Below are 22,358 nucleotides of genomic sequence, written 5' to 3'. Positions count from 1 at the left end.
TCATGCGAAGGCACGGCCCCGGGGCGAGGCTCTAAGACTAAACCCCGAGGCCGGGACGCGGCGAAGGTCAGCCGCGCCCGCGATAGGGCGGAACACCCTGATCGGGAATCCAGACACCCTCGGGCATCGCCCCGGTTTGCCAGAATACGTCGATCGGGATACCGCCGCGCGGATACCAGTAGCCACCGATGCGCAGCCATTGCGGCTCGAGGAAATCCGCCAGCCGCCGCGCGATGGAGATCGTGCAATCCTCGTGGAACGCGCCGTGATTTCGGAACGACGTCAGATAGAGCTTCAGCGATTTCGACTCCACCAGCCACTGTCCGGGCACGTAGTCGATCACCAGATGCGCGAAGTCGGGCTGCCCCGTCATCGGGCAGAGCGAGGTGAACTCCGGCGCCGTGAAGCGGACGTTGTAGCTGATATCGGCCTGCGGGTTGCTCACCCGTTCGAGTTCGGCCTCCTCGGGGCTTGCCGGGATGCGGGTCGCGCCGCCGAGTTGCTTGAGATCGCTGTAGATCGAGTTGGTCATTTGGGTCTCCGATGGATCAGACGCCGCGCTTGTTGCCCCAGATCAGGACATGCAGCTGCGGCAAAATACGGGGGACAAACCAGTTGTCCGCCATGGCGGTTTCCGTCAGCCAGCCCAGCCGGTCGGCAAGCGCCTGCGGATCGACCGGGACGTCCGGATCGACCTCGGGATTGCCCGGCTGAAGATAGAGCGGCAGATCGGGGTGACGGGCATGGGCGTCCTTGGCCCAATCATAATCCGCACGGTCGAAGATCACGATCTTCATTACGGTGCTGCCGGCAGAGCGTCCGGCCGCCACGCAATCGGCGAAGACGTCCCAATCGACCTGCTCCCCGCTCGAGGGCGGCTTCGGCGACAGCACCAGCGTATCCAGATCGCCGAACCACGGCCGCGCGACAGAACCCTGCGTCTCGCAGGCGAAGCGGTAGCCGGCGGCTCGCCCAAGCGCGATCAGCGGTCCGAAATCCTGAATGGCCGGGTTGCCTCCGCTGAGCGAGATCGTCAGCGGGCGGTCACCCGACAGGCGGCGCAGCTCTGCCCAGACTTCCTCGGAACTCATCGGTGCCCATGTGTGGCGATAGGCGCTGTCGACCGCGTGGAGGCTGTCGCACCACGAACAGCGGTAATCGCAGCCGCCCGCGCGCACGAAGAGCGTGGGCTCGCCGATCAGCGCGCCTTCGCCCTGAATGGTCGGGCCGAAAATCTCGGCGATGCGCAGGGTGATCATGGACGGTATTCCGCCCAGGTCTTGGGCGTCTCGCTGACCAGCGCCGCGCTGGTCTCGGGCCACCGCGCCTTGCACCAGTCGTAGAAATGCTTGGCCATGTTCTCGGCGGTCGAAGGCACCTCCATCACATCGTTGAGGTGCCGATGATCGAAACTCTCGTCGATATAGGTCTTGAGCGGTTTCAGATCATGATAGTCGCGCACGAACCCGTCCGCATCGAGCGTCGCGGCAGCCAGCTCGACGACGACGATGTAATTATGCCCATGCAGCCGCGCGCATTGGTGATCGTCGGGCAGATGGGCAAGCTGGTGCGAGGCGGAGAAGTGGAATTCCTTGCGGATGCGAAACATCAGCGCGCCTCCTTGTCGGCGACGGCCTTGGCCCAGAAACCGGGATCGGCATAGACGGTCGGATCTTCGACGCCCGCCAGATGGAACGCCTCTCGCCGCTCGACACAGGTGCCGCAGCGCCCGCAATGCACCTCGCCTCCCTTGTAGCAAGACCAGGTCTCGGCAAAGGGCGTGCCGTGTCTGGCGCCCTCCGCCACGATGTCGGCCTTGGAGCGATGCACGAAAGGCGTATCCAGCCGCACATCGGCATAACCGTCGAGCGCCATGCGCTGCATCGCATCGAAGGCTTCGGTGAAGGCAGGGCGGCAATCGGGGTAGATGAAGTGATCGCCCCCATGGACCGCGGTCGCCACGGCTTCGTCGCCATTCGCCGCGGCTACGCCGAAGCCGATTGCCAGCATGATCGCGTTGCGGTTCGGGACGACGGTGATGCGCATCGTCTCTTCGGCGTAATGCCCGTCGGGCACGTCGATATCGTCCGTCAGCGCCGAACCTGTCAGCGCGGCCCCGATTGGGCGCATGTCGATAAGGTGATGCGGCACGCCAAGGCGGCGCGCGGCGGCGGCGGCGTAATCAAGCTCCTTGCGGTGCCGTTGGCCGTAGTCGAAGGAAACGAGCCGTGAGAGATTGCCCTCAGCGGCGACGATATGGGCGAGCGACACGGAGTCGAGGCCACCCGAGCAGATGACGAGAGTCTTCATTTTTGAACCCTTGTTTTGATGACCGGGTAGGCTGCGACCGGTTGAGCGGGCGTCTAAAGGAAGGATCTCTGCGCCGCAAGGGCGCGCGCGTTGGTGCGTAAGATGGAAATCCGGACGCACAAGGAGGGCAGCGCCCCGCAAACCGGGCAAATTGGAACCGGCGCTTTACCCCTATTTTTCTTGGCTGCGAGTGATGCGGAGGCGATAGGCGTTCCTCCTGAATCCGGGCGAAGATCGCATCCCAGTCTCGACGCCTCGAGATCACACAGGATCAACTTCTGGCGCGCGCTCGCAAGAGGGCAGGCAATCGCTTCCGTCGTTCAAAAGGAGGCGGTAGCGTTATCTTCATGCGCGCTCGAACAGACACATTCCCTGACTGGGTTCCCCGAATTGAGACGGATCGGCTCTTGCTGAGAGCTCCGGTCGAAGAGGATTTCCCGGTCTATTGCGATTTCTTCGGCGACGCGGCGGCCTCCCGCTTCTATGGCGGGCCGCTGTCGCCCGCTGCGGCTTGGGCGAGACTGACGGCGGATGTCGGCCACTGGGTGCTTCGGGGGCACGGTGTCTGGGCGATCGACCTCGTCGAAGAACGGCGATGTGTCGGAACATGCGGCATCGTTCACGCCAACGGCTGGCCCCGCCACGAGCTGACATGGTGGATCGCGCGCGATGCCCGGCGCCGCGGTATCGCCGCCGAGGCGTCGCGAGGGGTGATCACATGGGCGTTGGATAATGGCTGGGACGCGGTGGAAACGCATATGCGAGACGAGAACGAAGCCGCTCAGCGCCTGACCGAAAAGCTCGGTGGCGAACAGGTCGCCAGAGAGAAATTCCCCGACGGTATCGAGAGAAGCGTGTATCGTTTTCCCCGGCCCCGCGCTTGAAGCCCGGGCTCCGTTGACCACCCGACCGCGCGGCGAGGGGCCGCTTTTTTCCCAGCGATAGCAAAAGGCGCCGCGCACTAGAGGCCGCGAGGTGGCGCCCATCCGCACATCGCGGCACCGCCGGCCTGATTATAGATAATAGTTAGCGTTTACGCCTCCCTGCACCTCGACCGCTCAGACGATTCATTGATTTTTATTTTATTTCATACTCTTAGACGACCCCCTAAGCGCGCCGACAATAGATTTCTTTGCAAATTGAGATATGCCGCGCCGCGTCATCTTCTGACCACCACAGTCAAGAGATGGGTCGTCATGAAAGATCGCGCACATAAAATCTATAATCTTCCGCTGATGGACTTGCTGTCCCGCGCCCATGGCGTGCACAGGGCGAATTTCGATCCGAACAGGATCCAATGCGCCAAGCTGCTTTCGATCAAGACCGGAGGCTGCCCCGAGGATTGCGCCTATTGCGCACAGTCGGCGCGCAACGGCTCCGAACTCAGCGCATCGAAATTGATGGAAGTGGAGAGGGTTCTTGCAGAAGCGCGCAAGGCCAAGGCGGCAGGCGCCACGCGCTACTGCATGGGGGCGGCGTGGCGCTCGCCAAGGCCACGCGACATGCCCGCGGTCATCGCCATGGTCGAGGGGGTCAAGGCGATGGGGCTGGAGACCTGCATGACCCTCGGGATGCTGGACGACGAACAGGTGGTACAGCTCAGGCAGGCGGGGCTCGATTACTACAACCACAACATCGACACGTCCGAGGAGTTCTATTCCGCCATCGTCTCGACCCGCAGCTTCGCCGACAGGATCGAGACGCTCGAGCGCGTGCGGCAGGCCGGGATCAATGTCTGCTCGGGCGGCATTCTGGGCATGGGCGAGACGGCGGAAGATCGCATCAGCATGATCCAGACCCTCGCCGATCTGCCGGAGCCGCCGAAATCCATCCCGATCAACCTCCTGATCCCGATGCCCGGCACCCCGATGGCCGACACGCCGCCGCTCGATCCGTTCGAGCTCGTGCGGGCCATCGCCACGACGCGGATACTCGCGCCGAGCTCCTATGTCCGTCTCTCTGCGGGGCGCAGCGCGATGTCCGATGAGCTGCAGGCGATGTGCTTCTTCGCGGGGGCGAACTCGATCTTCGTGGGCGACACGTTGTTGACGGCTGACAACCCCGAGGACAGCAAGGACGCGTTGCTCTTCGCCCGTCTCGGACTGGTCCCCGAGGCGCTGCCAGAGACTGCGGATCAGCCATGACCCCCTATCCTCGTCATGCCTCTCGCCTCGCGCAGCTCGAGGCGAGAGGGCGGCTTCGGGAGCTGATCCCCGGCATAGGTCTCGATTTCGCGTCTAACGACTATCTGGGACTGCGCGACTCCGCGGAACTCGCCCAAAGCATCACGGACGCGCTGGCACGAGGTATCCCGGTGGGATCGGGCGGCTCGCGGCTGCTGCGGGGCAATGACGCGGAATTCGAGCGGCTCGAAACCGAAGCCGCCGCGTTCTTCGGGGCGGACGCCTGTCTCTACATGGGCGGCGGCTTTCAGGCCAATCAGGCGATCCTCACCTGTCTGCCGATGAGCAGCGATCTGGTGCTGCACGATGCGCTGGTCCACGCCAGCATGCACGAGGGGATGCGGCTCGGCGCGGCGGACCTGCGCAGCTTTCGCCACAACGACGCCCAGGACGCCGCCGCCCAGATCCGGAGCTGGCGTGAGCATGGCGGCAAAGGCCGGGTCTGGCTGGCCCTGGAGACGCTCTACTCGATGGATGGCGACTTCGCGCCGCTGGCGGATTTCGTCGCGATCGCCCGGGACCATGACGCCACCCTGATCCTCGACGAAGCCCATACGACGGGTCTCTACGGCGTCGATGGCCGGGGGCTCGCGCCGACGGGCTGCGACGTGCCCATGATCGTGATCCACACCTGCGGCAAGGCGCTCGGCGCGAGCGGGGCGCTGATCTGCGCCGACAGCGTGGTAATCCGAACCCTGATCAACCGGGCGCGGCCCTTCATCTATGCCACGGCGCCCTCGCCGCTGATGGCGGCGGCCGTCCGGCACTCGCTGCATCTGCTGCAAACCCGGCCGCGATGGGGAAACCATGCCGCAGCGCTCCGCCAGCACGCCCATCGTGCGGCGGAAAGCATCGGCCTGCACCATCACGGCAGCCAGATCATACCGCTGATCGTCGGCGAAGATCATGCCGCTATCCGTCTCGCGCAGGGGCTACAGGCGGCGGGGCTCGACCTGCGGGCCGTGCGCCCGCCGACGGTCCCCAAAGGCACGGCACGGCTGCGCATCTCGCTTACGGGCGGGTTGCAGCCTCGCGACATCGACACCCTGTTCGGCACCCTGTCCACCCTTGCACCGGAGCTTACCCCATGACCTCACCCATCGTCGTCACCGGCACCGATACCGGCATCGGCAAGACCGTCTTCAGCGCGGCGCTGACACTCACGCTTCAGGCGAGCTACTGGAAGCCTGTGCAAGCCGGGCTGGACGAGGAAACCGACAGCGAAACCGTCGCGCGGCTCACGGGGCGGCCCACCCTGCCGGAGGCATGGCGTCTGCGGACCCCGGCCTCCCCCCATCTCGCGGCGAGGCTGGACCGGGTTGAGATCGGTTCTCTGGAGCTGCCCGAGGTGAAAGGCCCGCTCGTCATCGAAGGCGCAGGCGGTGCGCTGGTGCCCTTGAACGGCAACCGTCTCTATGCCGACCAGATGGCGGACTGGGGCGCGCCCGTGATCGTCGTCGCGCGGACCACGCTCGGCACGATCAATCACAGCCTGCTGACAATCGAAGCCCTGCGCGCCCGGGGCGTGCCGCTCGTCGGTATCGCCTTCGTCGGCGACGAGGTGGCCGACAGTCAGGACACCATCTGCCGCATCGCCGAGCTGCCGTCGCTGGGCCGCCTACCCTTCATGTCCGATCTGACGACACAAGGATTGCGCGATGCGGCCTGGCGGCTCGATCTCGATCGCATCCGGGGAGCACTGTGATGAAGGATATGGCTTTCGAACAGGCGCATGTCTGGCATCCCTATACCGAACGCGCCCGCCCGCAGCGCCTGCACAGGATCGTTGCGGCGGAGGGAATCTGGCTGACCCGCGACGACGGGGGACGGATGATCGACGCCATGTCCTCGTGGTGGGCCGCGGCCTTTGGCCATGCGCCGGCGCCCCTCGTTCAGGCGCTGAAGGATCAGGCCGAGGTTCTCCCGCATGTGATGTTCGCAGGCCTCACCCATCAGCCCGTGATCGATCTCACCAGACAGCTCGTCGCGGCGATGCCCGCCGGGCTCGATCAGATCTTCTATTCCGACAGCGGGTCGGTCGCGGTCGAAGTGGCGGTGAAAATGGCCGCCCAGTCGCAGGTGAACCGGGGCCATCCCCAGCGCACGGACCTCGCAACCGCGCGGGGCGGCTATCATGGCGACACGTGGAAGGCGATGAGCCTGAGCGATCCCGAGACCGGCATGCACGCCCAGTTCGGACGCGCCCTCTCGGCGCAGCACTTCGTCCCGCGCCCGCCGATCTCCTTCGACGCGCAGTGGAGCGAGGATCCCGTGCGCAATGGGCTGGCAGAAGTGGAGACGCTGTTCCGCACCCACGGCGACCGCATCGCGGCCTTCATCATCGAACCCGTCGTTCAGGGAGCCGGCGGAATGCATTTCCATCACCCCGGCTACCTGCGCGGATTGCGCGCCCTGTGCGACCACTTCGGCATCCACCTGATCTTCGACGAGATCGCCACCGGGTTCAGCCGCACGGGGGCCGATTTCGCGATGGAGACGGCAGGCGTCACCCCCGACATCCTCTGCCTCGGCAAGGCGCTCACCGGCGGCATGATGACCCTCGCCGCCACGATCACGACCAAGGAGCTGGCCGCGACTGTCGGCGCCCTGATGCACGGCCCGACCTTCATGGCCAATCCGCTGGCCTGCGCCGTTGCCTCGGCGGCCATGGATCTGTGGAAAGGCCGCGACTGGTCGGCCCGAGCCCGCGCCATCGAGACACAGCTCGCCACCGAACTGGCCCCAGCCCGAGCCATGACGGGCGTTCGCGACCTGCGCACGCTCGGCGCGATCGGCGTCATCGAGATGGAGGCCCCGCTGCCCGTCGGTCGCGTGCACCGGTTCTGCATGGAAAGCGGTGTCTGGCTGCGTCCCTTGGGACGGCTCCTCTACGCCATGCCGCCCCTGAGCATCGAGCCCGACGAGCTGAGCCGCGTCACCCATGCCATGCTCACCATTGCGAAGGGGCTTTGATGCGGGCGCGTTGGACCAGGCAGCGGGGGCATCCGCATCTGGTGATGTTCTATTCCGGCTGGGCCACTGAGACCGCCGAGATCGAACTTCTGGCAGGCGACAGTGACCTGTTGATCCTGAGCGATTACCGTAACGAAACCTTCGATCCCGCATGGATAGAGAGGCATGACCGGATCACGCTCGTCGCCTATTCGATGGGCGTGGCAGTGGCGGCGCGGCATCTGGGTGGTCTGCGCCCCGAGCGTGCCATCGCGATCTGCGGCGCGACCGACCCACGCCGCACCATCGGCGCGGACATTTATGACGGCACCCTCGCCGGCCTTGACCGCCAGAGCCTTGCCCGCTTCGCGCGCCGCGCGGGGCTGCCGCAACCGCAGGCGCCCGACATTGCCGCATTGGGCGACGAGCTGCGCGCGCTCAGGGCTCGGCCCCCGGCGCCGGTCGGCGCATTCGATCGGATCATCGCGGCGCGCAAGGATCGCATCTTCCCCGCCGACGCGATGACCGCTGCCTGGCCAGGCCAGCCGATCGACTGGGTCGACACGGGCCATTTCCCGTTCGCCCACTGGCGGAACTGGCAGGAGATCATCGGATGAAAGAGCGTATCGCCGCAGCCTTCTCGCGCCATTTGGCAAGCTATGACGGGGCAGCCTTGGTTCAGGCCCGGATCGCGGCACGGCTGAGCGAACGCCTGACCCCGATGATGCAACGCGGGGGGCGGGTTATCGAGCTTGGCCATGGCACCGGCCTTCTGACGCGCAACCTTCTGCAGCTGGAGCCACGGGAGCTCTGGCTCAACGACCTCGCAGCGCCGCTGCCCGATCTGCAATGGCCAGAGCGGACCCGCGTCCACGCCCTCGGGGGGGATGCGACCGAAATCGATTTGCCGGATCGCCTCGATCTGGTCGCCTCGACGTCGATGCTGCAATGGCTGGCCGCGCCGCGTGAACTCCTTCGCAAGGCGTCCGACACCCTCGTCCCCGGCGGGCTTCTCGCCGTCACCAGTTTCGGTCCCGGGAATTTCCCGGAACTCGCACGGCTGGGGCTTGCCGCGGGTGCCCCCTCCTATCGTGACGCGGACGGACTGAGCCACGACATGCCCCGGCACATGGAGGTTATCGCCGCGTGGGACGAGACCATCCGTCTGGATTTCCCCGATGCGCGGGCCCTGTTCGGGCATCTTCGCGCGACCGGGGTCAACGGGCTGATGGGCGGGCAACTGTCGGCGCCGCGCCTGCGTCACCTGATGAAGCGGATGGACCGAGACGGCCCTCTGACTTTGACCTACCATCCGTCCTGCTGTATTGCCCGCATGCCCTGACCTTCGGCCCACACGCCCCCTTGAAAGTCCGAGACCATTCCTGCCGCGCCCACCCCTGACCTGATCGCCGACGAACTGGCCCGCCGCATCATTCGCGGCGAATTGATCGCGGGCGAACGTCTCCGGCAGGATTATGTCGCCGCAGAGTTCAACGTGAGCCATGTGCCGGTCCGCGAAGCCCTGCTCAAGCTGTCCGCGCGCGGGCTGGTGGTGTCCCGGCCCAACAAGGGGGTTCACGTCGCGCCACTGGATCCGCTGGCGCAGCGCGAGCTGAAACTGATGCGGCTGGCGCTCGAACCGCTCACGCTTCTGCACTCGGTGCCCAACCTGACGCCCGCACAGGTGCAACAGGCAGACGAGCTGCGTCAGGCCTGCGATCAGGCCTCCAACATCTACGACTGGGAAGAGCAGAATCGCGCGTTCCACATCAAGATCTACGAGGCCTGCGAGATGCCGCGCCTGCTGGAATCGGTCGAGAACATGCAGAACCTCGCGGCCCGCTACATCCTCGTCCATTACCGCGCGCGCTGGCGCCCGCGGATCGACAAGGATCACCACGGCATCATGAGCGCGATCCGGCGTCAGGACGCCAAGTCCGCCGCCGCAATTCTGACGCGCCATCTGCAGCGGCTGAACTGAACCGGCCGCGCCGCACGCGGCCTCGACGCGGAAACCTCCGGCGCTGCATCACCCATCCGCCTTGGCGGCAAGCAAGGCGAGCGCCTCGAAACCGCGTTCTTGAAGATCGCGCGCGGCCCGCCACGCCCGAAGGCCCGAGGCGCAGCACAGAACGACCCGCTGACCGGAGGCGGGCTCCAGCGCCGTCAGTTCCGAACCGGGCAGCCTGACGGCCCCGGCGGAAATCGGCGAGGGCGCTTCGTCTTCACCGCGCAGGTCGACCACAAGATCGCCTTCACACAGCATGTCGGCCGACACAAACCGCAGAGGCCTTTCCGGCTCGGGCGTGCCGAGAAAGCTGAACCCGCCGAAGGAAAGCTCCGCCAGATCGGCGGTGAGCATCCGGCCCAAGGCGGGCGCGTCGGTCCCGAGGAGCACGCGCAGCGCGATCTGCGCCTGCAGCGAGCCAATCACACCAACCACCGGGCCCAGCACGCCCGCCGTGGCGCAGCTCGCGCCGGAGGCGGGAAGGTCCGGGAAGACCGCGCGCAGCGAGGGTGCCTCACCGCAAAAGCCGCCGACATAGCCGGTCTGGCCCAGAACGCTCGCGGAAATCAGCGGGGTCTGCGCCCTCAGGCAAGCATCGGAAAGGATGTAGGACACCGCGAAACTATCGGCGGCATCGATCACCAGATCTGCCTCCGCCGCGATCTTCTCCGCCCGTTGCGGCCCGAGCGCAGTAGCGCGCGCCTTGACCGCGATCTGCGGGTTGAGGGCGCGCAGCGCGTCGCGCGCGGCTTCGACCTTGGGGCGTCCGAGATCGGCCATCCGATAGAGCGGCTGGCGGTGCAGGTTGCTTTCCTCGACCATGTCGGGATCGAAGATCGTCAGCCGTCCCACGCCCGCCCCGGCGAGATATTGCAGCACCGGACAGCCCAAGCCTCCGGCCCCGATGACGGCAACATGCGCGGCAGTCAGCCTCGCCTGCCCCGCCGCGCCGATCTCGGGCAGGATCATCTGGCGGGCATAGCGGCTCATGGTGCGCAGACCCTCAGCCACGCGCGCACCCGCGCCTCCGGGTCGGGCGCCTGCTGGATATCTGTGACGACCGCGAGGCTGTCGGCGCCTGCCGCGAACACACCGGGCGCGCGCTCTGGCGTCAGCCCCCCGATCGCGACGAGCGGCACGCCCCCCGTCAGCGCCTTCCGGCGGGCCACGCGCTCCAGCCCCTGCGGCGCCCATTTCATCTTCTTCAGCTTCGTCGGATAGACCGGCCCGAGCGCCACATAGGCAGGGTCCTGCCCTAGCGCCCGGTCCAACTCCGCCTCATCATGGGTCGACAGGCCAAAGCGTATCCCGGCGCGGCGCAGCGCGGGCAAGTCCGCCGTGTCCATGTCCTCCTGCCCGAGATGGACGAAGCTGCAGCCCAGGTCGAGCGCCTCTTGCCAATAGTCGTTCACCACAAGCTGCGCGCCGTGGCGGGCGCAGACATTCCGCGCCCGCGCGATCTGGCGGCGGGTCTCGGCGGGCGGGACGTCCTTGAGCCGCAGCTGCACCAGTCGGACGCCCTGCGGCACCAGACGCTCCAGCTGCGCGACATTCGAGGTAATCAGGTAGAACCGCTCCATCACATCAACTCCGCCAGCCCCAGAACCGGGGTCGAGGGCACGGCCATGTCGCGCCGCTCCATCGGATCGGCAAGATGCCCCGCACGACCCGCCTGCACCGCGAGCGCCATCGCGCGTGCCATGCCGACCGGGTCGCCGGCTTTCGCCACAGCGGTGTTCAAGAGCACCCCGTCCATCCCCAGCTCCATCGCCTGCGCCGCATCCGAGGGGCGCCCGACCCCCGCATCGACGATCAGCGGCACGGTCGGGAAATGCGCCCGCATCGCGCGCAGCGCATCGGGGTCGCGCAGCCCCTGCCCCGAGCCGATCGGCGCGCCCCATGGCATCAGCACTTCGCACCCGGCTTCTAGCAGCCGCTCTCCGACGATCAGGTCATCGGTGGTGTAGGGAAAGACCTTGAAGCCATCGCGCGCGAGGGTCCGTGCCGCCTCGACGAGCGCGAAGACATCGGGTTGCAGCGTGTCGACATGGCCGATCACCTCCAGCTTGATCCAATCGGTGCCGAAGACCTCGCGCGCCATCCGCGCGGTGGTGACGGCCTCCTGCGCGGAATGGCAGCCCGCGGTGTTGGGAAGCACCCGCATCCCGGTCTCGCGCAGCATGTCCCAGAACTGCGTGCCCGCGCCGTCCGTGGCCTCGCGGCGCAGGCTTACGGTGATGACCTCGCAGCCGCTGGCGCGGATCGCCTCGCACAGGATCGCGGGCGAGGGATATTGCGCCGTACCCAGAAGCAGCGCCGAGGTGAGTTCGGTGTCATAGAGTTTCATCTCAGCCTCCCTGCATCGGTGCGAGCACTTCGAGCCGGTCGCTCTCGGCAAGCCGCGTGTCCGCGCGGTTGGCCCGGGGCACGAACTGTCCGTTCAGCGCGGTGGCGATGGCGGGATTGGCAAAGCCCAGCTCCGCCAGCGCGGCTGCGAGGTCCTGCGCGGCAATCTCATGCGGTTTCGCGTTGACGATGATCTGCATCGGAGCCCTCCGGAAAGAAATGTTGCGGGACACGGGCCGCCATCGCAGGCGCAAGCAGGAAGCCGTGGCGATAAAGGCCGTTGAGATGAAGCGTCCCGCCGTGCCTCTCGAGGCGGGGCAGGTTGTCGGGATAGGCCGGGCGCAGCCCTGCCCCGGTTTCGATCACGCTCGCCTCGGCAAAGCCGGGATGCAGCGTGAAAGCGGCGCTGAGCATTTCGGTCAGCGAGCGCAGCGTGATCGGGCGCGTCGCGGCGCTTTCGATCATCGTCGCGCCAATCATGTAGACGCCCTGCCCGCGCGGCACGAGATAGAGCGGGATGCGCGGGTGCAGCAGGCGCAGGGTGCGGGTGATCTCGACCTCCGGGCAGTGCAGGATGGCCATCTCGCCGCGCACCGGGCGCAGGTCAGGCAGGTCGGCGGCAAAGCCGGTGCAATCGAGATCCACCTGCGCGGGGGCCGTGGTTCCCAACACGATCTCGACCCCGGCGTCACGCGCGGCCCGCGCCAGATCGCGCAGCGCGCGGCGCGGGTCGAGATGCGCCTCCTCCGCGAAATACAGCCCGCGTGCGAACCGCCCCGCGAGGGACGGCTCCATCTCGGTGATCGCCGCCTGATCGAGCGTGCGATGGCCGGAGGTGCGGCGGGCGAAGCGCGTCAGTTCCGCACTGTCGCGCGGCGGGGCGAGGACCAGCGTGCCGCGCCGCGTGACCGGCGTGATCTCGGCCCACCAGTCTGCCGCGCGCGCGCCCAGCGTGACCACTGCCTCCTCGGCGCTTTCGGCTTCGCACCACGGCGCCAGCATCCCGCCCGCATAGCGCGACACACTGCCCGCCCCGATCTCCTCTGCCGCCTCGAAGACCCGCACCGCAGCCCCGGCGCGCGCCAGTTCGAGCGCCGAGGACAGCCCCGCGAGGCCGCCGCCTGCGATGGTGATCATTCGCCGGGCTCCTTGAGCGGCACATAAAGCTCCCCGCCTTCGCGGAACTTGGCGGCCATGCTCTCCATCCCCTCTTTTTGCGCCTCGGCGCGGATGTCGTGCGAAATCCGCATCGAGCAGAATTTCGGCCCGCACATGGAGCAGAAATGCGCGACCTTGTGGGCCTCTTTCGGCATCGTCTCGTCGTGGAATTCACGCGCCGTATCGGGGTCGAGCGAGAGGTTGAACTGGTCTTCCCAGCGGAACTCGAAACGCGCGCGGCTCAGCGCATCGTCGCGCCGCTGCGCGCCGGGCAGCCCCTTGGCCAGATCGGCGGCATGGGCGGCGATCTTGTAGGTGATCACGCCGGTCTTCACGTCGTCGCGGTCGGGCAGGCCCAGATGTTCCTTCGGCGTGACGTAGCAGAGCATGGCGCAGCCGAACCAACCGATCATCGCCGCCCCGATCCCCGAGGGGATGTGGTCGTAACCCGGCGCGATATCCGTGGTCAGCGGACCGAGCGTGTAGAACGGCGCTTCGTGGCAGCACTCCAGCTGCTTGTCCATGTTCTCCTTGATCTTGTGCATGGCCACATGACCGGGCCCCTCGATCATCACCTGACAGTCCTTCGCCCAGGCGATCTTCGTCAGCTCGCCCAGCGTCTCCAGCTCGGCGAATTGCGCGGCGTCATTGGCATCCGCGATCGAGCCCGGCCGCAGCCCGTCGCCGAGGCTGAACGAGACGTCGTAGCGGCGGCAGATGTCGCAGATCTCTTCGAAATGCTCGTAGAGGAAGCTCTCCTTGTGGTGATGCAGGCACCATTTCGCCATGATCGAGCCGCCCCGGCTGACGATCCCGGTCACGCGCTCCACCGTCATCGGCACCATGTGCAGACGCACCCCTGCATGGATCGTGAAGTAGTCGACGCCCTGCTCGGCCTGTTCGATCAGCGTGTCGCGGAAGACCTCCCATGTCAGGTCCTCGGCGATGCCGTTCACCTTCTCCAGCGCCTGATAGATCGGCACGGTCCCGATCGGCACGGGGCTGTTTCGGATGATCCATTCGCGGGTGTTGTGGATGTTGCGCCCGGTCGAGAGGTCCATCACGGTGTCGGCGCCCCAGCGGATCGCCCAGACCAACTTGTCGACCTCTTCCTCCATCGAGGAGGTGACGGCCGAGGTGCCCATGTTGGCGTTGATCTTCACGAGGAAATTGCGCCCGATGATCATCGGCTCGGCTTCCGGGTGGTTGATATTGGCCGGGATGATCGCGCGGCCTGCGGCGATCTCGTCGCGCACGAAATCCGGCGTCACGTAATCGGGCAGGTTCGCGCCCCAGTCCTGCCCGTCGCGCGGTCCTACGGCCTCGCGCAGCTGGTTCTCGCGGATCGCGACGAACTCCATCTCGGGCGTGATGATCCCGGCGCGGGCGTAGGCCAGCTGCGTCACCGCGCGGTCGCCCTTGGCCCGCAACGGTTGCCGCCTGACCGGGAATTCCGGCGTCAGCCGCGCCCCTTGGGCAAAGCCGTTATCCTCGGGTCGGACATCGCGCCCGGTATATCTCTCGACATCGCCGCGCGCCTCGATCCATGCCCGGCGCAACGGCGCGAGACCGGCATTGATATCGGTCGTGACCTCGGGGTCGGTATAAGGGCCCGAACTGTCATAGACCGGCAGCGGTGCTTCCCCTGCGGTGGGGTGCATGGCGATCTCGCGCATCGGCACGCGCAAACCTTCATGCAAAGCGCCCTCGACGTAGATCTTGCGCGACGCCGGCAGCGGACCGGTGGTGATCTTGGGGTTGGGGATGTTCATCGTTTCGGTGCTCCTCAAGCATTCGATCTCAAAGGACACCAATTGAGAGACGCTTGGGAAACCAAAGGCCGAACGGCCTTTTGTCATGGCCCGCAACGAGAGAAAGACTCTTCCCGGTCTGCGCGCCTAGCTTCCTACGCCAGTATCAACTGGGTCAGGTTCAAAGGGTCGCGTCACCGGGTTTTCACCCTGTCAGCCTCTCAGTCCCCTAAGCGGGACTCCCCTGCGTGATCCTGTTGTAGGAGCGAAGTGCGAACCTGGCAAGGCGCGTCCGCGCGACATCCGGCGGTCGTGATCGGCGCGCCCGGCGTCAGCGGTTCAAAAGCGCGCCGTCCATCCCAGCGAAACCCCCATCGCTGAACGCTTCCCGGGTTCGTAGACAAGCCCCGCGCCGAGACGACCGATCCCCGTCGTGCGCGAATAGCCGAACTGAAGGTCGGGCTGAGGTGCTGCGCTTTCGATATTCACCGAGGAGGTCGTCATCACCACCTTGTCTGAGCGGGCGTTTCCGACGGCGACCCCGACGGCCGTCGGCACGCTCATCGTCATCTTGCCCGAGGCAAGCGAGATCGGCGTCGAAATCCCGATGGAGACACGATCATCGCCGGACAGAAACCCTGTCTTGCTCAGGCCCACGGCATAGGCGTTCGAGTGCAGCCCGCTGCCGGAGCGAAGCAAACCGTCTCCGGAGAAGTTCGAACTGCCATTGGCCGCGGTGAACGCGAGAGAGGTGCCGTCACCGAGGGCGACGTTCATGCCGAGCTGAACGAAGCGGGTATCGCTGGACAGGCCGCCACCGAACGCGCCGCCCACCGAGGTTCCCAGGAAGCCGCCGTCTTCATGCAGGCTGCCGACGGTCATCGAGAGCTTGCCGGTGCCAAACCGGGCACTGAGCGAGCCGGCGATGTAATGCGAGGTGATATCTCCAGCCCCGCCGCCTGCCTGCGAAATCGACGCCGACAGCCCGTCGCCGAGGCCGATTTCGTAATGCAGCGCGGATGTGGCATCGAAAGATTTCAGGTATGGCGCGGCCATCGCGGCGCTGTCGACCCAGCCTGTTCCGGCAATCGCGGAACCGTCGCCGCGCGACAGCGACAAGGTGCCGGTGCCCGCGCTCAGATTGATCGCATCCGTCCGTCCCATCGCGAAGGCTTCCGTCGCGGCTCGGGCGGCGCTGGCATCCGCGTAATCCGCCACGAAGCTGCTGGTCGGCACATGATAGCCCCGATCAAAGGCATCGGTGACGATCATTCGCTGGTTGGAGAGCGTCGCGCGCAGGGCCCCGGCCACGCTGCGGCTTGCGCTGATCGCGCTTCGGGCTGCGGGCACGGAGGGGCCGTCGAGAGAGCTGGTCGTCTCGACTTTCAGCGTCCCGGCAGGTGCCTGTGCCTGCCGCAGATTGAGCTCTCCCCAGCCATAAACCGGATCGATTCCGACCGCGCCGAGATCGGTCGCGCTGGTCTCGAGGATCTGCACGATTTGCTGACCTGTCAGCTCGGGGAATTCGCTCTTGAGCACCGCGACCGCGCCGGTGACATAGGGCGTCGCCATGGAAGTCCCGCTCATGTAGGCGTAATCGCCGCCGAGATCGCTCGGATAGGTCGAGAGGATGTTCACGCCCGGCGCCGCGAGGCAGTAATTCATCGCCTCGCCGCAGCGGTTGGAAAAGCTCGCGATCTGATGGTTGCTGTCGACGGCCACGACGCCGAGGATCGAGCCGTCCATTTCCGGGAAGTATTCCGGCAGGCCGGCCATCACGCTGGGATTGGCGCCGCCGTCGTTACCCGCAGCGAACACGCTGACCATGCCCGCTTTCGCGGCTGCATCGAGCGCGTCGATCGTGGCCGACCCGAGCTGCAGACGGATCTGCTCGGCGCTCGAAAACTGGTCGATCGTAAGCGTCTTGTCCGTGCTGTCCACATAGGACCAGCTGTTGTTCATCGAGGCGGACCCGGCCTTGACCGACCGCGTGATCGCATCCGCATAGCTGCCCGCAGGCACCGAGCCTCCGACGCCTTTCAGGATCATCAGCGTGGCCCCCCAAGCGATCCCCTCGATCCCCTGCCCGTTCTGCACACCGGCGATGATCCCGGCCACGTGCGTGCCGTGCCCGTCCGTGTCGGTGACATCGGAACTGTTGTCGAAATAGCTGTAGGAGAGGGCACCATCGATATTGTCGGCGAGATCGGGATGGGTCACATCCGTCCCGGTGTCGTAGACCGACACGAGTGTGCCGAACCCGTAGGCCCCTTCAGCATAACGATACGCCGCCTCGGTCTGAGCGAGACCGCCGCTCGCGTAATATTCCTTGGTCTCGAAGCTGCTGACGCCGCCGCCGGTCCCAAGACGCGGCGCAATGCCCGGCGATGGTGGCTGTGTGTCGCTCGCGCCTGAAGAACCCGAGGAACCGCCGCCGCCCGCCCCCGCAGCCGCAGCCAGACCCACCGCACCGAGACCCAAGAGAAGCAGCATGCTGTTGGAGCCGGTCACCGTAGTGGAATTCGCGGCGATTCCCTGCGAAGAGATGTCGGCCGCGCCGGGCGCCGCCGGACGGTCCTGCACCAGCCCGTAGGAGACAGTCGCACGACCTGCCAGCCGGATGCGCTCGCTGAGGTCCCGCGCATGGGCCGGGGTCACGACAAGCGACGTAAAAGCCGTCGCCGCCAGCAAATATCCGCCTTTCATCAAAAGCCCTTTCGCTGAAAATTCAGCCCGTTGAGAGGATATTCCGGTCATCTTTGCCTGCATGGGAGCTGCGTTCCTGTACGTCCCCACGCGCGTCGACAGCGCCTGTTTCCGGTGCCAATCCAACACGTCGGGATTTGTTGACGGCGATCTATCGCGCCACCGAGAACTCTAAGGGGGGTCACTTTGAGGCGAACGAGGTGCCGACGATCCTTCGCCGAATGTCCCGATATCGCTTTCGCGAACGCCTTATGACCGAAATCGCGAAAGGGTGCCTGTCGGAAAAACGCCGAACACGAATAATTGAAGCCCGTCGCCAGTGGTCAGCAGGTCTGAACGGTGCCCTTCCGGCGCGGTCGCCGCGAGGCGTGCTTGAAAATCCGGCGCGCGGGTCCGACTATCGAGGGCGCAGCACGCAGGGATGGCTTGACGATGGAAGAGGACAGCGCCGGAGGCAGCCCCGCCTGCTTCGCCCATCTGCTGGTCGACGGACACCCCGTCGATCCCGAGACCGCCCGCGACGTGGCGCGGTTCAGACGGGCCGAGCGCGCGCGGCTGCTCAAGTTACGCACCCTGTGCGCGGACGATCGAGAGCGCGCGACCGCCTGCCTGATCGAAGGTCTCGACCGGCTCGTCGCCCCCCGAGCGGGCCGGACCGTCGCCGTCTACTGGCCGATCAGGGGCGAGCCGGACCTGCGACCGTGGATGTGCAGGGTCCACGAGGCAGGGGCGCAGATCCTGTTGCCCGTCGTCACCGCGAAAGATGCGCCGCTGGAATTCCATACTTGGAGCCCTGACTGCCGGATGGCGCGCGGCATCTGGAACATCCTCGTGCCGGCTTCTGGCGAACCCAGACGCCCGGACGTGGTGATCGCGCCGCTCGTGGGTGTCGACGAGACCCTTCACCGCCTCGGCAACGGCGGCGGCTATTACGACCGGACGCTGGCACGGATCGAGACGCCGCCGCGGACCATCGGCGTTGGGTTTGCGGGCTGCCAACTGCCCACGATCTATCCGATGCCCTGGGACGTGCCGATGGACGAGGCGCTCTTGTCGGATGGGACGCACCTGAAGAGGTAGCGCGCTGAAGTATCTGCCTGTCAGGTGCACCCCCCCTCAACGTTCACCGATCGCCACGATCGGCAGCCCGCGAAATTCAGTGCGCTCAGCGGGGACGTGCACTGCTGTGGCGCTTGACAGCGTCGGCGCGCGCGAGCATTCGGTCTAAAAAAACGAAAATGCCGGAGGGTTTGCATCTTGCAGTTGACCAGACTTGTCTATTCATCCAGGCACCGCGATCTGCAGCCTGAAACCGTCGACGATATCCTCGAGAAATCCCGCATCAATAATTTGCGTGATGGCATCACGGGCGCCCTGATCGTCAGTGATCGCAGTTTCATGCAACTTCTCGAGGGTGAGCGGGACGCGGTCGCAAAATGTCTGCTCCGCCTGCTGGGCGATCCTCGGCACGACGATATCCGTATCTTATGTGCAGGGGACGCGGAACATCGCCTCTTCGCGGAATGGAGCATGCACCTGATCCAGACGTCCGGGATAAAACGGGAGATCCTGAGCCGCTACGAAATCGACGGCAGCTTCGCACCGGAAAAGATGACACAAGCGGCCATTGAGGATCTCTGCAAGGTTCTCTCGAAAGACGACTGGGAAGAAATCGCCGCCTAGCAGGAAACGACCTCGCCGATCGTTCCGAAGATACCAGCCTTCGTTGAGGCGTCCGCGCCTCCATCTCAAAAGGTTCGTCACCCCCCAGTGGGCGACATCCGCAGACCGGGGCCACCGCCCCGAGGAAGGTCATAGCGCCCGGATCACACGGATCTTCCCGGCTCTTTCCTTGGACAGCGTCAAAGTCCCGCTATGTCTACGAGGACTCTTCGAGGCGATGCGAAGGCGAAGAGACAGAAACGGGGCGCCGGTCGGATGATCGTCGTGCCGATGGAATTGCGGCGTCCGGCTGTGCATTGCCGAGCCTGACGCACCAACAAGACGGAGATTTCAAGGTGAGTGATAGCGACGATTACGTGCCTCCCCGGGTATGGACTTGGTCTCAGGAAAGCGGCGGACGTTTCGCCAGCATCAACCGCCCCATTGCGGGGCCGACCCATGACAAGTCGCTGCCCGTGGGCGAGCATCCCTTCCAGCTCTATTCCCTCGCGACCCCCAACGGTCAGAAGGTGACGATCATGTTCGAGGAGCTTCTCGAACTCGGTCACGAGGACGCGGAATACGACGCCTGGCTGATCGATATCAGCAAGGGTGACCAGTTCGGCTCCGGCTTCGTCGAGATCAACCCGAACTCCAAGATCCCGGCCCTGATGGACCGCTCCGGTCCCGAGCCGATCCGGGTCTTCGAATCCGGTGCGATCCTGACCTATCTGGCCGAGAAATTCGGGGCGTTCCTGCCGACCGAGCCGGCCAAGCGCGCCGAGTGCCTGTCCTGGCTGTTCTGGCAGATGGGCAGCGGGCCCTATCTGGGCGGAGGTTTCGGGCATTTCTACGCCTATGCGCCGACCAAGATGGAATACCCGATCAACCGCTTCGCGATGGAGGTCAAACGCCAGCTCGACGTTCTCGACCGCCGCCTCGCCGAAACGCCCTATCTGGCGGGCGACGAGTACACCATCGCCGATATCGCGGTCTTCCCGTGGTATGGCGGGCTGGTGAAGGGATGGCTCTATGACGCGGCGGAGTTCCTGTCGGTGCATGAATACAAGAACGTGCTACGTTGGGCCGACACGATTTTCGAACGTCCTGCGGTGAAGCGGGGCCGAATGGTCAACCGCACGAACGGCGATCCGGCGGAACAACTCCACGAACGCCATTCCGCGCGCGACTTCGAGACGAAGACCCAAGACAAGGTCTGAGCGACCGACCCGTTTTGGATGATTTGGCCCCGGCGCAACTGTCGCGCCGGGGCCTTTGCATGAAGCGATATGAACGCGATCGCGACGAAACCGATCGGCACGAGGCCTGTCTTCGGGAACACGCGGCCTCCGGACATGTTGTTTCTGAATGAGCAAGAAGATCGAACCATCGGCAAGCCACGCGGACGGGTCCGCGGCGACCTCGAATGACGCTCAAGCGGGGCCCGAAGCTGTCCCGACAATGATCGAGCGGCTGCAGCGGCTCACCGAGGGGCAAGAGACCATTACGCTCGGCGAACTGACCAAGGAAATCGGCTCGCAGGGCCATGCGCCGCTGCTGATGATCGCCGCGATCTTCATGATCCTCCCGGTCGGCATGATCCCCGGCATTGGCGGTGCGCTCGGGACTCTGGTCGCGCTTATCGGGTTCTACACGCTCCTCGGTCGAAACGGCATCTGGTTGCCGGGCTTCTTGGCCAAACGAGAGATCCCGGCGGACCGCGTTCGCAAGGCGGCCGAAAGACTGCGTCCGGCCGCTGACTGGCTGCGCAGGCATATGCATCGCAGATGGGAGCCCCTCGCCCGCGGCAACGTCTCGATCTCCGCGATCGCGGTGATCCTCATCGTGACCGGGGGATCCTTGCTTATCCTCGGGGCCATCCCGGTAACGGTTCCCTTGGTCGGGCTTCCGATCGCGGCGTTCTCGCTTGGGATTCTGGCGCGTGACGGGGTGATCGTGGCCGTCGGTTACGCATTGCTACTGATCGCTGGCGGCGCCGTCTGGCTGATGCTCTGAGCCGCAATCGCAGCACCAGTTCGGGCCAAGGATCGCTTGATCCGGCCCCCCACCTCCGCCTACACCACATCCTCGGGCGCAAGGCGACAGGCCTTGGCGGGGTCGGTCTCGACTTGCAAGGTAGCGTGTCCGATCCCGTGATGTTCGTGCAGCTCATCGGCCGCGTTCAGCAGGAAAGCGTCATCGGGCCGACCCTCCGGCATCACCAGGTGGCAGGTGAGGGCCGTGTCCGTCGTGCTCAGCGCCCAGACGTGCAGATCGTGCAGGCTGGCGACGCCGGGCAGGTTCTCCAGCCGGGCCCGCACGTCCTTCAGATCGATCCCCGGAGGCACGGTATCCATCGCCAGCTTCACGCTGTCGCGCAGCAGGCCCCATGTGCCCACCAGGATCACCGCGGCGATCACCAAGCTGAAAACCGGGTCCAGCCATTGCCAGCCGAACCACATGATCAGCAGCGCCGCGACGATCACACCTGCGGTGACGGCGGCGTCGGCGGCCATGTGCAGGAAGGCGCCCTTGATGTTGAGGTCGCTGTTGCGGCCGCGCATGAACAGAAGGGCGGTGCCGGTGTTGACGATCAGCCCCACCACGGCGACCCAGAGGATGGTGTCGCTGCCCACGGGCTGCGGGTCGAGCAGGCGGCGAACGGCCTCCCAGACGATGGCGCCGACCGCGACCAGAAGGATGACCGCATTCGCCAGGGAGGCGAGGATCGGCGCGCGTTTGTAGCCATAGGTCTTGCGTCCCGAGGGCGGCTTGCGCTCCAGCCAGGTCGCGAACCAGGCGATGGCGAGGCCGAACACGTCCGACAGGTTATGCCCGGCATCGGCCAGCAGCGCGAGCGAGCCCGAGATCAGACCGAAGGCGGCCTCGAGACAGACGTAGAGCGTATTCAGTGCAATGCCGATGGCAAACGCCTTGCCGAATGTCGCCGGCGCATGAGAATGCCCCGGTCCGCCATGTCCATGGTCGTGGCTGTGACTGTGGTCGTGTGCCATGTCGGCGCGTGTTCCGGCGTTGGTGCTGAGCTCGTGGAGGCAACGACGGAAGGGGCCGAAGGTTCCTTGGCCTGGGTCCGGCCCCGTGGCGCATCGGGCGCGGAGCCGTGGCAAAGGTTCGCATAGCCTGGCGGAGACTTCGACCGAAGCCTCGCGATGACGCCACTTTGCGAAAGGCGTGCTGCAGGCGGAGGCTCCGTGGTCATTTCGTCCCGCGGAGCCTTCCGCGAGCAAAGCATAGACCCGCAAGGCAGCCGCCCCTCACGCC

General features: G+C 65.8%; 24 protein-coding genes and 1 riboswitch. Of the genes, 12 read left to right on the top strand and 12 right to left on the bottom strand.

Annotated elements, in window-relative coordinates:
• Window positions 1–67: 67 nt before the first annotated feature.
• The 4 genes from queF to queC are packed head-to-tail and all read right to left on the bottom strand — an operon-like array spanning window position 68 to window position 2,310.
• Window positions 68–532, bottom strand: a complete 465-nt coding sequence (gene queF, locus B6V74_RS13365) for a preQ(1) synthase (protein ID WP_075777284.1) — start codon at window positions 530–532, stop codon at window positions 68–70.
• Between the two features lie 16 nt (window positions 533–548).
• Window positions 549–1,259: a 7-carboxy-7-deazaguanine synthase QueE gene (queE, locus tag B6V74_RS13360; protein ID WP_088723050.1), complete on the bottom strand. Its 711-nt coding sequence runs from the start codon at window positions 1,257–1,259 to the stop codon at window positions 549–551.
• On the bottom strand, window positions 1,256–1,609 hold the full coding sequence (gene queD / locus B6V74_RS13355; RefSeq protein WP_088723049.1) for a 6-carboxytetrahydropterin synthase QueD: 354 nt from the start codon (window positions 1,607–1,609) through the stop codon (window positions 1,256–1,258). Before queD ends, queE begins: the two co-directional genes overlap by 4 nt.
• The gene (gene queC, locus B6V74_RS13350; RefSeq protein WP_088723048.1) at window positions 1,609–2,310 is read right to left on the bottom strand and encodes a 7-cyano-7-deazaguanine synthase QueC; all 702 of its coding nucleotides are present in this window, start codon (window positions 2,308–2,310) and stop codon (window positions 1,609–1,611) included. The genes queD and queC overlap by 1 nt, the downstream gene beginning before the upstream one ends.
• A 407-nt stretch (window positions 2,311–2,717) precedes the next feature.
• Between queC and B6V74_RS13345 the strand changes: the two genes are divergently transcribed.
• The 8 genes from B6V74_RS13345 (at window position 2,718) to B6V74_RS13310 (ending at window position 9,426) form a co-directional block, all read left to right on the top strand.
• Entirely contained in the window at window positions 2,718–3,194 is a 477-nt protein-coding gene (locus B6V74_RS13345; RefSeq protein WP_240497105.1) for a GNAT family N-acetyltransferase, read from the top strand.
• Between the two features lie 312 nt (window positions 3,195–3,506).
• The gene (gene bioB / locus B6V74_RS13340; protein WP_088723046.1) at window positions 3,507–4,454 is read left to right on the top strand and encodes a biotin synthase BioB; all 948 of its coding nucleotides are present in this window, start codon (window positions 3,507–3,509) and stop codon (window positions 4,452–4,454) included.
• Window positions 4,451–5,584, top strand: a complete 1,134-nt coding sequence (locus B6V74_RS13335; RefSeq protein WP_088723045.1) for an 8-amino-7-oxononanoate synthase — start codon at window positions 4,451–4,453, stop codon at window positions 5,582–5,584. The genes bioB and B6V74_RS13335 overlap by 4 nt, the downstream gene beginning before the upstream one ends.
• Window positions 5,581–6,198: a dethiobiotin synthase gene (bioD, locus tag B6V74_RS13330; RefSeq protein ID WP_088723044.1), complete on the top strand. Its 618-nt coding sequence runs from the start codon at window positions 5,581–5,583 to the stop codon at window positions 6,196–6,198. The genes B6V74_RS13335 and bioD overlap by 4 nt, the downstream gene beginning before the upstream one ends.
• The gene (bioA, locus tag B6V74_RS13325; protein WP_088723043.1) at window positions 6,198–7,466 is read left to right on the top strand and encodes an adenosylmethionine--8-amino-7-oxononanoate transaminase; all 1,269 of its coding nucleotides are present in this window, start codon (window positions 6,198–6,200) and stop codon (window positions 7,464–7,466) included. The genes bioD and bioA overlap by 1 nt, the downstream gene beginning before the upstream one ends.
• A complete protein-coding gene (locus B6V74_RS13320) occupies window positions 7,466–8,062 on the top strand; it encodes a pimeloyl-ACP methyl esterase BioG family protein (RefSeq protein ID WP_088723042.1) in 597 nt (198 codons plus the stop codon). The genes bioA and B6V74_RS13320 overlap by 1 nt, the downstream gene beginning before the upstream one ends.
• The gene (locus tag B6V74_RS13315) at window positions 8,059–8,787 is read left to right on the top strand and encodes a methyltransferase domain-containing protein (RefSeq protein ID WP_088723041.1); all 729 of its coding nucleotides are present in this window, start codon (window positions 8,059–8,061) and stop codon (window positions 8,785–8,787) included. The genes B6V74_RS13320 and B6V74_RS13315 overlap by 4 nt, the downstream gene beginning before the upstream one ends.
• A 36-nt stretch (window positions 8,788–8,823) precedes the next feature.
• On the top strand, window positions 8,824–9,426 hold the full coding sequence (locus B6V74_RS13310; protein WP_088723040.1) for a GntR family transcriptional regulator: 603 nt from the start codon (window positions 8,824–8,826) through the stop codon (window positions 9,424–9,426).
• 48 nt (window positions 9,427–9,474) lie between these two features.
• Here the strand turns inward: B6V74_RS13310 and B6V74_RS13305 are convergent, their stop codons facing one another.
• The 7 genes from B6V74_RS13305 to B6V74_RS13275 all read right to left on the bottom strand — a co-directional run bounded on the left by B6V74_RS13305 (window position 9,475) and on the right by B6V74_RS13275 (window position 17,414).
• Entirely contained in the window at window positions 9,475–10,443 is a 969-nt protein-coding gene (locus B6V74_RS13305; protein WP_088723039.1) for a HesA/MoeB/ThiF family protein, read from the bottom strand.
• Complete coding sequence (locus B6V74_RS13300) at window positions 10,440–11,033, bottom strand: thiamine phosphate synthase (RefSeq protein WP_088723038.1); 594 nt, start codon at window positions 11,031–11,033, stop codon at window positions 10,440–10,442. Before B6V74_RS13300 ends, B6V74_RS13305 begins: the two co-directional genes overlap by 4 nt.
• On the bottom strand, window positions 11,033–11,800 hold the full coding sequence (locus B6V74_RS13295; protein WP_088723037.1) for a thiazole synthase: 768 nt from the start codon (window positions 11,798–11,800) through the stop codon (window positions 11,033–11,035). Before B6V74_RS13295 ends, B6V74_RS13300 begins: the two co-directional genes overlap by 1 nt.
• A gap of 1 nt (window position 11,801) precedes the next feature.
• A complete protein-coding gene (thiS, locus tag B6V74_RS13290) occupies window positions 11,802–11,999 on the bottom strand; it encodes a sulfur carrier protein ThiS (RefSeq protein ID WP_088723036.1) in 198 nt (65 codons plus the stop codon).
• Window positions 11,968–12,936 carry an FAD-dependent oxidoreductase gene (locus B6V74_RS13285; protein WP_088723035.1) on the bottom strand — a complete coding sequence of 323 codons (969 nt, stop codon included), beginning with the start codon at window positions 12,934–12,936 and terminating at the stop codon, window positions 11,968–11,970. The genes thiS and B6V74_RS13285 overlap by 32 nt, the downstream gene beginning before the upstream one ends.
• Window positions 12,933–14,729: a phosphomethylpyrimidine synthase ThiC gene (gene thiC, locus B6V74_RS13280; RefSeq protein WP_088723034.1), complete on the bottom strand. Its 1,797-nt coding sequence runs from the start codon at window positions 14,727–14,729 to the stop codon at window positions 12,933–12,935. Before thiC ends, B6V74_RS13285 begins: the two co-directional genes overlap by 4 nt.
• A gap of 114 nt (window positions 14,730–14,843) precedes the next feature.
• Window positions 14,844–14,964: riboswitch (TPP riboswitch) on the bottom strand.
• Between the two features lie 83 nt (window positions 14,965–15,047).
• The gene (locus B6V74_RS13275; RefSeq protein ID WP_168184228.1) at window positions 15,048–17,414 is read right to left on the bottom strand and encodes a S8 family peptidase; all 2,367 of its coding nucleotides are present in this window, start codon (window positions 17,412–17,414) and stop codon (window positions 15,048–15,050) included.
• Between the two features lie 432 nt (window positions 17,415–17,846).
• Between B6V74_RS13275 and B6V74_RS13270 the strand changes: the two genes are divergently transcribed.
• The 4 genes from B6V74_RS13270 (at window position 17,847) to B6V74_RS13255 (ending at window position 21,092) form a co-directional block, all read left to right on the top strand.
• Window positions 17,847–18,494, top strand: coding sequence for a 5-formyltetrahydrofolate cyclo-ligase (locus B6V74_RS13270; RefSeq protein WP_088723032.1), 648 nt, complete (start codon window positions 17,847–17,849; stop codon window positions 18,492–18,494).
• Between the two features lie 177 nt (window positions 18,495–18,671).
• Window positions 18,672–19,097, top strand: coding sequence for a BLUF domain-containing protein (locus tag B6V74_RS13265; protein WP_157771545.1), 426 nt, complete (start codon window positions 18,672–18,674; stop codon window positions 19,095–19,097).
• Between the two features lie 335 nt (window positions 19,098–19,432).
• Window positions 19,433–20,296 carry a glutathione-dependent disulfide-bond oxidoreductase gene (gene yghU / locus B6V74_RS13260; protein WP_075777265.1) on the top strand — a complete coding sequence of 288 codons (864 nt, stop codon included), beginning with the start codon at window positions 19,433–19,435 and terminating at the stop codon, window positions 20,294–20,296.
• Between the two features lie 148 nt (window positions 20,297–20,444).
• On the top strand, window positions 20,445–21,092 hold the full coding sequence (locus tag B6V74_RS13255; RefSeq protein WP_088723031.1) for an exopolysaccharide biosynthesis protein: 648 nt from the start codon (window positions 20,445–20,447) through the stop codon (window positions 21,090–21,092).
• A gap of 59 nt (window positions 21,093–21,151) precedes the next feature.
• On the opposite strand, the gene B6V74_RS13250 is transcribed toward B6V74_RS13255, so the two are convergent.
• Window positions 21,152–22,090, bottom strand: a complete 939-nt coding sequence (locus B6V74_RS13250) for a cation diffusion facilitator family transporter (protein WP_088723030.1) — start codon at window positions 22,088–22,090, stop codon at window positions 21,152–21,154.
• Window positions 22,091–22,358: the final 268 nt, after the last annotated feature.

It is taken from the genome of Thioclava sp. F42-5 (assembly GCF_002213195.1).
GTDB lineage: Bacteria > Pseudomonadota > Alphaproteobacteria > Rhodobacterales > Rhodobacteraceae > Thioclava > Thioclava nitratireducens.
Note: the sequence above shows the minus strand (reverse complement) of the source record. Positions and strands in the feature narration are given on the sequence as shown.